Source organism: bacterium (assembly GCA_022616075.1).
GTDB lineage: Bacteria > Acidobacteriota > HRBIN11 > JAKEFK01 > JAKEFK01 > JAKEFK01.
The window spans coordinates 1-11,770 of record JAKEFK010000278.1; the positions used below are offsets into that span (position 1 = coordinate 1).

An 11,770-nucleotide genomic window follows, 5' to 3' on the forward strand; every position below is an offset into this window, starting at 1 on the left:
CCCAATCATTTTTACATCAATGTTTGTGAATCTGAGCTCTTTCGATCAAAGATACTGATCAGCAAAGCGGCAGCCGCAGCAACATGGGGAGTTGCCATCGAGCATTCTGGTTGGTTCTATTGTCGTTTGGATCACGATCGTTACTCAGGCTGGGTTCCTCCGCTTCCGAAAGGAAAATTTTCTGTGAAAAAAATCGCACTCGTTCCATTGCTTTTTGTTGTTCTTCTTTCGGCTTGCGGAAATTCTGTGCAGTGGCCGCCGAAACCCGCTGGCGTTCATCTGGGCGAAGATTCGTGCGCTGCATGCAAGATGATCATCAGTCAGGAAAATTACGGAGCACAGCTTCACCAGCGTTGAAAAACGGTGGAACTCTTTGATGATTACGGTTGTTTGCTGACGCGCAGACCTGCAGTGGATTCGGATTCTCGCGTCATCTTCGTGCGTTCAGCTGAAGACGGAAGTTGGCTTCTTGAAAGTCAGGCTTCGTATGTTGTTTCCAAACAGATCTCATCACCGATGGGTTATGGAATTGTGGCTTTTGCCGCAAAAGAATCAGCATCCCAGTTCGCGAGCGGATTGGATGATTCGAAGATTTATTCAATTTCCGAGCTCATCCCTGCCGCCCAGACCATTTTGAGTAAACGTTGAAAATGGAGTAGGAATTATGAGAAAAATTCTTCTTATTACAGTCATGTTCTTGTTCGTTCTCACGATCGGTTGCAAAGGTACTTCCAAGGAGACTCAGAAAGCGACAGCCGAAAAAAAACGAGCGGCAACAACCATTATTCAACTGACGAGCAAAGAGCACGCGGATGCAAAGAAGGTTTATACCGCCTGGTGCTCCGGATGCCACGGTGAGAAAGGGCGCGGCGATGGTCCGGCTGCGGCTGTTGTCGAGGTCAAACCACGAAACTTCTTGATTGAATCTTTCAAGATTCGATCTACCGCCAGTGGTCAGCCGCCAACCCGGCAGGACATTTTCGAAACAGTCACGCGCGGTCTCCCTGGGACTGCGATGCCGGCCTTCGATTTTCTTGCCGAAAAGGACCGATGGCTTGCGGTCGATTACGTACGTAAGCTTGCGAATCTTGATACGAAACCGGATCCGCAAACAATCGATCTCGGTGAGAAACCTTCGAATACGAAGGAATCCGTTTCAGCTGGGAAACAGATCTACGCAAAAATGCAATGTGCTCAGTGTCACGGTCCGGAAGGGCGCGGCGACGGACCCTCTTCCGCTACACTTCTTAATTCACAGGGCCAGCCTATTCCTGCACGTGATTATACGAAAGGGGAGTACCTGGGGGGAGACACACCCGTAGCGATCGCGATGCGTTTCACTACTGGAATGGACGGAACTCCGATGCCTTCCTACAGCGGTGTCATGACGCAAAAGGAAACGTGTCTGGGTCAACAATCCCAAACAGGTTTATGCGCAGGCACGCATGGTGGACACCAACTTGACGCCTGAGGAAGTCGAGGCCGTACAGGCATTTGTTTGGAAAACAAGCACCGATACGAAGAAATAATGAGTTGGGTATCGCAAGAAAGGCACAAATTTTGCTTCATCTGACAGAAAGGAGGAATAATATGTATTGTCTTTCTTCCCATTGGTATGACGGTTTTAGCACCCAGGATCTGATTCTTATGTTATCCGAGGCACGAGAAAAGATGGAATCTTTCGCCGATCCTTTGGAAAAAGAGTTTTGGAAAATCCGGGTGGAAACAATGGAAACGGAACTACGTCGACGTCAAGAACTGCTAGACCAACGAGAAACGTGATAACCGCTTGAACTTGAAATGATTGAAACCACAAGCATTATGACATTCTTCGAAGGGGATCATCTCCGGTTGGATCAGCTCTTCGCGAATTATATGAAATGCAAAAGTGAATCGCCTCCGCAGGCGAAAGAATATTTTGAGCAGTTCAGATACGGCCTTCAGCAACACATTCTCTGGGAAGAAGAAATTTTGTTTCCTATCTTCCAAATGAAAACGGACATGGATGGCCCGATCCAGATATTGAAAATGGAGCATCGACAGATAGCATTATTATTGGAAGCATTGCAGGAGAAGCTAAAAAGAATGGATCGGAGCAGTGAGATCGAAGAATACCGGCTATTGAGTTTGCTGGGAGAACATAATTTGAAGGAAGAAATGATTGTTTTTCCCGCGATTGCAGCAACTGTGACAGAACAGGAAGTCAAACAAATCTTTGAAGCAATGAATCGTATTCCTCTTGCCAGTTAGTCGCCTATTGCATGCTGTGGGCTGTGTCTACATATTTTGTCTTTTCAATCTGCGCAATTTCGAAAACGGTGTTCGTTCCGGGAATCTTTTCCGCTTTTGTTTTCGCAATGTCGTAAGAGGCTATGGACCGGTAGTCCTGAATCTTTGGATCCAACAGATACGCGTAAATTCTGTATTTTGCATCGTAGAAATCAACCTGAAAATCGTTCAGTTTCAATTCAAATCCAAGGTCCTTTTGTGTCTCTGTCACGCTTCCGTTTTCCATCATCTGAAACACACCGGCAGACTCGCCTTCTTGCAACTCGATGAATCCCTCGGTTCCAAAAATGCGCCCGATCAGTCCTCCAATCAAGATCAGAATGACTCCCACGTGAGAAAACAGGAATCCTGCTTGTGTCACACGAAATGGCTTCCTCTTGATCAATACAAGCGCGAGACTCATCACCATCAATGCCAGAAAAAGGTTAAACCACCACGATTGAAAGAGTTGATCCAGAAAGAAAAAATGGATGACGGAAGAGAGCTTTCCATATGCCTGAATGGACTGACCGGGAAGTGGATTTTGAATCACAAGAGTTCCTGAGATCACTCCAATCAGAATCGAAACCAGAAGCGAGATCGCAAACTGATAAGAAGTAAGTACGCTTTTCACCTTTTCCAGCACGAAACAAAACGGAAGTATTGCCATCAGGATCAGCAGGAGCTTAAAGGTGTTTGAGACGGGAAGGTTTTGCAGAATGATTCCTGCCGTAAATAGGGTGAGGATCACCGCGAATGAACGAACAAAAGATTGGATTGGTTTGCTCATGATCGCCTCCACTCCGCCCACAAAGCAAACCCGATGCCTGCAGATCTCGCCCAGCCTATTCTCGGGAGTTATTGGACTTGCTGACAGTTCGACTGACAATGTGTCAAACTAACGTTCTTGGCGTCTTGGCGGTTTAAAAGGGGAATCAGCGTTTGGGGAGCAGAACATGAAAAGTGGAGCCCTGATTCAGCTCCGTTTCGACAAAGATGTCACCGTCATGATTCTTCAAAATCTGCTTTACAACCGAAAGACCCAATCCGGTACCACCAACTTCTTTTTTGCTTGTATAAAAAGGCTCAAAAATCAGAGGCAGCTCTTCTTCAGAAATGCCGGTACCTGTATCTTGTACAAGAATTTCCCAAAATGTGAAGTCATCGCGGACCATTTCGTCAAGATCAATTGTAATTGCGCCACCATTTGGAATCGCCTCAATTGCGTTTAACATTAGATTGAGAAAAACCTGCTGCATTTGATCCTCGTCCGCCTTAACGTAGACTTCTTCCGGCAACCGGATGTGAATCTGAACGCTGTTTTTTTCCAGTTGCGGTTTTAGGAACTCAGCCAGGCTTGAGATTAGTTTTCTCAAGTCTACATTGATCGTTCTTCCCGTTCTCCTCCGAGTAATGTCGAGTCGCGATCGAATAATCTTCGTGATCCGTTCAATCTGATCATTAATGATTTCCAGATCCCTTTTTACCGATTCGTTGGCCTTTTCCTTTGCGCTTAAAAGCTCGACACGCCCGGAGATGATGTTCAAAGGGGTACCGACTTCATGAGCAATTTCGGAAGCAAGCATCCCCAGCAACATCAGCTTTTCGCCCTGGCGGAGTTTTTCTTCAAAAAACTTCAGCTGTCGTTCATGCTTTTCCAGTTCCGCTTCCATCAAGGTGCGCATAAAAAATTCGCCGATCTGACTTCCAAGTGTACGAAGCGTATTGAACATCCCATCGTCTTCGTGAAACATCTCTTTGCTGAAAACATCGATGATGCCGAGGACTTCCTGTTTGAAGATGATTGGAAAAGCAACGAAACCTCTTATTTGACTTAAGATTGCCAGAGCTGCCCGTTTGAAGTCAGGATCTTCTGTTACGTTCCGGCGGATCGAAGGCTTTTGCGTTTGCCATACCAGTCCTGGCAATCCTTCTCCAAGTGCAAACGTGATTGGAGTATCTTGCAGTGGTTTCAATCCGGGAGAGCCATCCGACCAGATCGCTTCACGACGGAGGATTCCTTGAGTTTTGTCGATTACGTACAATTCACTGAAACAACCTTCCCACGGAATGGATAACGCTCCTAATATTCTTGTGTAGCCTTCCGTTGTGTTATACGCCAACTCCGTAAAAGCCCGTGCAACCGCTTGTTCCACTGCAAGGCGTTGTTCAACGCTTTTGCGATTGGTGATGTCATGCCGGATGGCAACATACTGGTAAGGTTTATTTCTGCTATCGAGAAAAGGAACTATCGTTGTGTCAACCCAGTAAAGGCTCCCATCTTTTGCGCGATTTCGGAGTTCTCCTTTCCACACTTGTCCCTGCGCGATTGTGCGCCACAGATCGCGGATAAATTCTTTGGGATGGTAACCGGAATTAATAATCCTGTGATCTTTCCCCAGTAATTCTTCCAGAGTGTATTTTGAGATTTCGCAAAACTTCTTGTTAGCGTAGGTAATCAGACCATGCTGGTCGGTGATTGCAACGATCGAGGCCTCATCCAATGCGAATTTTATGTCCTGTAGTTCCTTCCCGGCCCGACGGAAAAGCTCTTCAATTTCTTGCTGAGTTTTCGGTTCGATCTCTGCTTCCATGTCCTGGAGTTTACTATAGTTCTGCATCGTTGGTTTGCGCCACTTTCCATGCGCCAAATTGACACTCACAACGAAAAAATGTCAGTTTCTGACCCTCGATTGTGACGATCTGCCTTTGGCGTCCTGTTTGCTCTAACCGAATACATGTTGGAATAAGTATGTTACGTCTCCGCTTACCACCACAAATCACGCGGTTGTTACTGGTAACCGCAGGAATTCTTCTTTCTTATTATGTGGTTCGACTTTTTTTGATTCCGGAATCCTTTGGCAAATATGGTTGGTACAGGGCAAATGTGCTTCAGGAATATCAAAAGCTCCCCGTCCGATATGGTGGGGCTTCCAATTGTACCGACTGCCATGCCGATATAGTTGAGAAGAAGAATCAGGGTGGGCACAAGATGATTTCTTGTGAATCCTGTCACGGTCCGCTTGCTTCTCACATGGAAAATCAGAACGTGGTACCGGAAAAAATGAAGGATCGCAATTTTTGCGTGAGATGCCATGAACAGAATCAATCACGGCCTTCCTGGCTGCGGCAGGTCGTTTCAGCCGAGCATTCACAGGGACTCAATTGCATGGATTGTCACGTACCACACCTTCCCGCGGAGTCGCCATGATCACTTTTTCAAGACGCAAAATTTTGAGTTGGATTGGAAAAGTTTCGGCCGGAGTAGCAGCAGTTTGCGCGACAAAGCCGGTAAAGGCCGTTGTTCAGTCGTTCAGGAAAACGCTCGCGCCGCAGGGCTATGATCCATTTGCGCATAAATGGCTGATGACAATCGACGTGGATCGATGCATCGGATGTGGCCTTTGTGTGGAAGCATGCAAGATCGAAAATCATGTTCCACAAAGCGCAGCCTATTTTCGAACATGGGTGGAGCGTTATACCATCCTGAAACCAAAACCCGGATCAGGGGAAGCTTTTGGTGAAACAATTGTTGATTCGCCAAACGGCGGCCAGAACGGCTTTCCTCCGCCCGCGGTACCCGCTGAAGAGATTCTGCGATCATTTTTCGTGCCAAAGTTGTGCAACCTTTGCGTGGAATCCCCCTGTGTTCAATCGTGTCCTGTCGGCGCAACCTTCGACACTCCCGATGGCGCTGTTTTGATAGATCCGGACTATTGTATTGGCTGCGGATTCTGCGTGCAAAGCTGTCCGTATGGCTGCCGCTTCATGAATCCCGAAACTCAAACAGCTGAGAAGTGCAGTCTGTGCTATCACAGAATTACAAGAGGTTTGCAGCCCGCGTGCGTAGAAGTTTGCCCGACAGAATCAAGAATTTTCGGTGATCTCAAGAACCTTACTGAAGAAAGCCCATTAAAAAAATTCATAGATAACAAGAAAACAAATGTCCTGAAACCTCATCTCGGAACGGAGCCGCGAGTTCTGTACGCAGGGATTGATAAAGAGGTGCGTTAATGTTGTTGCCTCTTTCCATGTCCATAACCGACGAATTGAGCAAGGTCCAGGGGTTTATCTACCCGAATGAATTGAACCTGATCTGGAGCGTTGTCATTGTTGTCTACCCTTATCTAACAGGGCTCGTTGCCGGCGCATTCATTATGGCTTCTCTTGTAAGAGTGTTTAACGTGAAAGCCCTTACTCCGATTTACCGGCTCTCGTTGCTGACTGCGCTCGCATTCCTGATTGTCTCTCCACTTCCACTGTTATTGCACCTTGGGCATCCGGAAAGGTTCTACGAAGTGTTAATGACTCCGCACACGACTTCGCCGATGGCAATCTTCGGGTTTGTCTATGCATGGTATCTCATGGTGGTTTTATTGCTCGAGCTCTGGTTCGATTACAGGGAAAATTTCGTTGAATGGTCCCGTTCGATTCCCGGATGGAAAGGCCGGTTCTATAAAGTGCTGACTCTGGGGGTAACGGATGTTTCTGAATCGGCTCTTCGTGTTGATGAGCGTATGGGAAAGATCATAACAGTGATTGGCATCCCTTGCGCTTTCCTGCTACATGGGTACGTCGGATTTATTTTTGGTTCGATTAAAGCAAACCCCTGGTGGGGCGCCGTGTTGATGCCGATCATTTTTATCTTTTCTGCGATTGTATCTGGCATTGCTCTTCTCCTTTTTCTTTATGTAGTTATCGGTAAGATACGAAAGGTTCCGGTTGACCAGGCCTGTCTGGAAACAATTGGAAAATTTCTTTTTCATGTCCTGGTAATTGATATAGCGGTGGAATCCCTGGATTGGATTCACCGCCTTTATGAAGCGGAAGAATCATTGGATGTTCTGGTGTTGTTAGCTTCTGGAAAGCTAATTTATTCATTTTTGGTAATTCAGGTCTTCATCGGCACGTTGATTCCGCTGCTTCTCCTGGGCTGGATGCAAATCTCATCGCGTTCCCGGTCTGTGATTCGGAATAAACTTTATTTTCTTTCCGGTGTTCTGATCCTCATTGGCGTTTTTGCCATGCGTTGGAACGTTGTAATCGGTGGACAGCTTTTTTCAAAGAGCCTGCGAGGATTTACCACTTACAAGCTCGAATTGCTCGGCCAGGAGTCTCTCCTGGTTTCCCTCGTGTTAATGGTGCTGCCATTTGTGCTTCTCGCAATCATGACACGCCTCTTTTTGCCGCGTGAAGAACATTCTCCATCTCCCATGCAGATCTGACGTTCTCACGTTGGTGGGCTATGGTTCGCCTATCGTGTTCTTGTTGAAAAAGCACCACTTGCCCAGGGATTGAAAGAAGGTAGAAAAATCGGTATGAAGCCTTCCATGGAGGATGCGGTATTCGAATTTATTAGAAGTCAGACGGCAAGAACGGCCCCTTAGCGCTTAAACGAAGTGGTGCGGGCGGAGAAGCTGTGAAAAAATGTGGTGCGGACGACTCGTCCGCCGGGAAATGATGTTGCACTATCGTCGTTAGGGCGGGGCGCCCGTACCACATCAAAGCCAAAACTCAATTTTTTGTATCGGTGAAATATAGTTTGCCAATTTAAATAGTGATCCGGCAACACCGATTTTATCAAGAGATCTCTTCACAATTTCCGTCGCTCATCATTCTATTTTGCGCACTCCTCTTCTTACTCGGGACCGAAAATCTTTGAAAGCATCTCGGGCTGCAAGTAATCAGCAAGGGAATGGTGTCCATACCACTTCTTCAGGTCTTTCTCCACGACCTCTCTATATTCAATCTGCGGATCTCTTACATGCCGGTAGACATAAACAACGGGGATCAGTTCATTTTTCGTGGCTTCGGGATCCTTCCAGTAATCTCCGCTGAAGTGAGCCTGAAAAATTATGGAGTCGGTTTTGTTATTGATCTCCAGATCTCCAATGCTGACATTGAACGATTCCGGATCGCAATGATGATTTTTTTCCCTGCACCAGTTTTGATCGGAATAGACCTCTTTCATTTTCTCGATATATTTAAGCCTGACGGCTTGATATGGTTTCATCGGATAAATTTCCTTTCCGGATTTTGTGACAGGGTTATACAGGGAAATCGTTGCCGGATGGGTCGGTGCAAAATGGACTTCGCTATTGTGATAGACCACAGTCTCATCATCAAAAATAGCTAGAGGCCAGCCGTAGAGAGCCTTTTGAAACTGCAGTTTTTTGTTGAAAATCAAAGTACAACCCGCTGAGGGATTGATATGGGTTTCCAAGTGAAGGAAGTTTTTAGAATATTGAATTCCAGTAATCGCGTTGGATCCGAAGCAGTAATCGGATTCCCTCAGGTTCACTTTCGTTTCGAACCACTGTAACTTCTTCCGATCAAAAAGCACAACATGGATTTCTGGATCAGTTCCGTCAACAAAATAGCCCACGCAAAAAACATCTGCGGTGTTAGAAACTTCCGCGCCCAATAGGGACAAGTCCAGATCCCTTAATGGAACATAGTCGAAACCGTTCTCCTTCAAGACATCCCTTAAAGAAGTACTCCATAATGGAGTAAAGAATAATACCGTTATAAGGATTGTAGGGGCCAAAATTCTCATCTCTTCAAAGTTCCTTTGCTCATAATTCTATTCGGCGCAACAGGAAAGTTTTGCGGGATTCTTGTAGCGCGAAATCGCCGCAATCTTTAAAGCCTCCGCCATGGTGGGATAAACATGTAACAGTTCAACAAAATCACTAAGCTTCGCCTTGAACCTCATCGCCATTGCTGCTTCGTGAATGACTTCGCCTGCGTTTACACCAACCATAGATACTCCCAGCACTTCGTCACTTTGCGCGTCCGCTACCATTTTAATGATTCCCCGTGTGTCCCGGATGGCGCCGGCTCGCGGAACCAGCGACAACGGCAGTGTGTTGCACCAGCAAAGATGACCGGCAGCAACAGCTTCCTCTTCGGTGATGCCAACAACTCCGATTTGAGGATCGGTGAAGATCGTTCGAGGAATGATACGATGGTTCACTCTTCGGGGCAGTTCTTGCGATAGCGCATTGTGCGCTGCGACTCCGCCATCCTGACTTCCAACGGGAGTTGCCATTTGGCTCCTGGTTTTCCGCCCAATGACGTCGCCGGCTGCGAATATGTGAGAGATATTTGTCCGCAGGTACTCGTCGACTTGTATCTCCCCACGCGAACCGATTAAAACTCCTGTTTTTTCTATGCCAATTTGATCGCTGTTGGGTCGCCTTCCCGCTGCGACAAGAAGCTTTTGAGCCGTAATTTTGCGGGATTCGCGCCCCAGCCGGATGTTTACCGTTATCCCTTTTCCTTGATGTTCTGCTGAATTAATGGAAACATCAGTTAAAATTTGCAATCCTTCTTCCTGCAAAATCTTTCCGATGCTTCGGCTCACCTCCGGTTCATAACCATGCGCCAAAAGTTGTTTGCTTCGTTCCAGGATTGTTACCTTTGTTCCAAAGCGTTGAAACATCTGACCCAATTCGAGAGCGATGTAGCCTCCCCCGATGATCACCAATGATTCGGGAAGCTCGGATAATTCAATTGATTCATCACTCGTGAGTAAATCGCTCGTAATATATGGAACGTCCCTAAGACCAGGAATGTCAGGTATAACAGGACGCGAGCCCGTAGCGATCAGTATTTTCTCTCCGACTATTCGGTTTCCATTAATCTGAACCGTATGTTCATCAACAAACTCTACATGGCCTTTTTCTATAACGATCTTGCCATCGACCAGACTCTCGTATTTTTTCTCTCTGTAATTGCTGACCACTTCGTCCTTCTGTGCAATTAGCTGTTTGAAATCCAGGGATAGTTTTGCAGAGCCGATTCCCGGATACCGGGGATTTGCAGCATCGTAAATGATCTTTGCAGCTTCAATCAGGTTTTTTGAGGGCAGGCAGCCACGGTTCACACAGGTTCCTCCGATCGTTCGCTCCTCTGTCATTACGGAAGTCTTTCCAAATTCCTGCGCTCGTAGAGCTGCCGCAAATGCAGTGGACCCCGAACCAAGGATGACTAAATCAAATCGCTTTTCATTACTCATAATGGTTATTGCCTGATCAAACTGCTTATGACCTTCAAAGTTCTTTCGAGCCTTTCATTGGCATCGCCTTGCATGCAGGACTTCACGCAGGCCTTCATTTCATGGTCAGCCACGTGTACCGCTACCTGGGAGACGGCTGCCTTAATGGCTCCCAATTGCAACAGAACCTCATCGGCGCAACGATGTTCTTCGATCATCTTCCGGACAGAGCGCACGTGACCTTCAATCCGCGCCAGACGATCCATCAAGGCTTTCTTGGACTCGGGCGACAGATATTCCTGTCCCTTGATCACGGTTAATCTTTTATTTTCTTTTCTCATCTGTTTGGTTGCCATGACTTTTTCCTTCCCAGTTACTAGAATTTTATTGATTGTTTTTAAAGGACAGGCACGAAGCCGGCTTTTTTTACCGCTTCGGCAAGTCTTTCGCGATTTGCCTTTGAGGTATCAAAAGTTACTTTTGCGGTTTTGGTTTCAAGATCCACATCTGCTTGCTTTACACCGCTTACATTTTTGAGCGCAGACTCTACATTTGCCTCGCATCCCCCACACGTCATCCCTTCAACCCGGAATGAGACTGTCTGAATAGCGGGTGTCTGAGCCGCAACGCTCGGCTGAGATCCCTTGGGCAAAAGGAATCCTGTAAAATAAGGGGACAGCGCGAATATCAATACGAGACCCGCCGTTAACCAGAGCAGCATCTTGCTCTTTTTGTCCGACGTTGCTGTCTTGCAAGTGCCGTCTTCGCAAACGACTTTTCGAGGTCGGTACGTGAAGTAGAAACCAGCGGCCAATAATAATCCGGCTGTAACGAGCAGATACGGTCTAAGGGAACCAAAAAGCGCAGCTGCTCCAAAGACACCCAATCCCGCGGCTGCAAAAAGGAGCGGGCCTATACAGCAGAGAGAGGCAATAAACGCTGTGACAATCGTCGCTAAAGCAAGCGTTTTATTATCATTCGGCATTTTCTTTCTCCTTCACTCCTAGATTATAATATCCCCCATGGGGGGATACAAGTATTTTGGTTCCGTTTGGACCCATTTTTCTTTCCTTTCGGACGAATTTTCGGTTACGTACCATTTTTCACTGATCAATTCCTTTCAAATCCATGCAGATCATTTCTTTTTTATTTCTCAAATAAAGTTTGCCGTTGGCAAGCGCAGGAGGAGTCCAGGTCTTGCCCTTGAGCACTTGCGCACGGCCCTTCTCTTTGTATCCGGCAGGAGTAGCTTCAACAAGCGCAAGCAGGCCACGTTCGCCAAGAACAATCAAATGGCCGTCTGCGAGAATGAGCGATCCTTTACCGAATCCGGTCTGCTTCCATTTTTCCGTGCCGGAGTTTGCATCGATGCACTGAAGTAGGCCTTGATCGAAACCATAGATGTGGTCGTTATAAATTACCGAACTACTGAAATGATTTTGTGCGACATTGCTTTTCCAGAGTTCCTGAAAAGACGGCTTTTCTTTTCCGCCAGCCAGTTTC

General features: G+C 46.8%; 14 protein-coding genes. 7 read left to right on the plus strand and 7 right to left on the minus strand.

What is annotated here, in order from left to right; translation table 11 throughout:
- The 4 genes from L0156_22910 to L0156_22925 form a co-directional block, all read left to right on the plus strand.
- Positions 1-357 (plus strand): hypothetical protein (locus tag L0156_22910; protein ID MCI0605847.1); only part of this gene is annotated, 357 nt, incomplete at its 5' end.
- 6 nt (positions 358-363) lie between these two features.
- The gene (locus tag L0156_22915) at positions 364-648 is read left to right on the plus strand and encodes a nitrous oxide reductase accessory protein NosL (GenBank protein MCI0605848.1); all 285 of its coding nucleotides are present in this window, start codon (positions 364-366) and stop codon (positions 646-648) included.
- A 16-nt stretch (positions 649-664) separates the two neighbouring features.
- On the plus strand, positions 665-1,471 hold the full coding sequence (locus tag L0156_22920; GenBank protein MCI0605849.1) for a c-type cytochrome: 807 nt from the start codon (positions 665-667) through the stop codon (positions 1,469-1,471).
- Positions 1,472-1,800: 329 nt separating this feature from the next.
- The gene (locus L0156_22925) at positions 1,801-2,250 is read left to right on the plus strand and encodes a hemerythrin domain-containing protein (protein ID MCI0605850.1); all 450 of its coding nucleotides are present in this window, start codon (positions 1,801-1,803) and stop codon (positions 2,248-2,250) included.
- 4 nt (positions 2,251-2,254) lie between these two features.
- Here the strand turns inward: L0156_22925 and L0156_22930 are convergent, their stop codons facing one another.
- Together L0156_22930 and L0156_22935 are read right to left on the minus strand one after the other, a co-directional pair.
- Positions 2,255-3,058 carry a cytochrome c biogenesis protein ResB gene (locus L0156_22930; protein MCI0605851.1) on the minus strand — a complete coding sequence of 268 codons (804 nt, stop codon included), beginning with the start codon at positions 3,056-3,058 and terminating at the stop codon, positions 2,255-2,257.
- Between the two features lie 145 nt (positions 3,059-3,203).
- The gene (locus L0156_22935; GenBank protein MCI0605852.1) at positions 3,204-4,889 is read right to left on the minus strand and encodes an ATP-binding protein; all 1,686 of its coding nucleotides are present in this window, start codon (positions 4,887-4,889) and stop codon (positions 3,204-3,206) included.
- Positions 4,890-5,020: 131 nt separating this feature from the next.
- Between L0156_22935 and L0156_22940 the strand changes: the two genes are divergently transcribed.
- The 3 genes from L0156_22940 to nrfD are packed head-to-tail and all read left to right on the plus strand — an operon-like array spanning position 5,021 to position 7,493.
- Positions 5,021-5,479 (plus strand): NapC/NirT family cytochrome c, encoded by a 459-nt coding sequence (locus L0156_22940; GenBank protein MCI0605853.1) that lies wholly within the window; start codon positions 5,021-5,023, stop codon positions 5,477-5,479.
- The gene (locus L0156_22945) at positions 5,476-6,282 is read left to right on the plus strand and encodes a 4Fe-4S dicluster domain-containing protein (protein ID MCI0605854.1); all 807 of its coding nucleotides are present in this window, start codon (positions 5,476-5,478) and stop codon (positions 6,280-6,282) included. The genes L0156_22940 and L0156_22945 overlap by 4 nt, the downstream gene beginning before the upstream one ends.
- Positions 6,282-7,493: a polysulfide reductase NrfD gene (gene nrfD, locus L0156_22950; GenBank protein ID MCI0605855.1), complete on the plus strand. Its 1,212-nt coding sequence runs from the start codon at positions 6,282-6,284 to the stop codon at positions 7,491-7,493. Before L0156_22945 ends, nrfD begins: the two co-directional genes overlap by 1 nt.
- A gap of 413 nt (positions 7,494-7,906) precedes the next feature.
- On the opposite strand, the gene L0156_22955 is transcribed toward nrfD, so the two are convergent.
- The 5 genes from L0156_22955 to L0156_22975 all read right to left on the minus strand — a co-directional run.
- On the minus strand, positions 7,907-8,746 hold the full coding sequence (locus L0156_22955; GenBank protein MCI0605856.1) for a hypothetical protein: 840 nt from the start codon (positions 8,744-8,746) through the stop codon (positions 7,907-7,909).
- A 105-nt stretch (positions 8,747-8,851) separates the two neighbouring features.
- Complete coding sequence (gene merA / locus L0156_22960; GenBank protein MCI0605857.1) at positions 8,852-10,288, minus strand: mercury(II) reductase; 1,437 nt, start codon at positions 10,286-10,288, stop codon at positions 8,852-8,854.
- A gap of 5 nt (positions 10,289-10,293) precedes the next feature.
- A complete protein-coding gene (locus L0156_22965) occupies positions 10,294-10,623 on the minus strand; it encodes a metal-sensitive transcriptional regulator (protein ID MCI0605858.1) in 330 nt (109 codons plus the stop codon).
- A gap of 41 nt (positions 10,624-10,664) precedes the next feature.
- Positions 10,665-11,252, minus strand: a complete 588-nt coding sequence (locus L0156_22970) for a cation transporter (GenBank protein MCI0605859.1) — start codon at positions 11,250-11,252, stop codon at positions 10,665-10,667.
- Between the two features lie 118 nt (positions 11,253-11,370).
- Positions 11,371-11,770: PQQ-like beta-propeller repeat protein (locus L0156_22975; protein MCI0605860.1), on the minus strand; the 400-nt coding region annotated here is incomplete at its 5' end.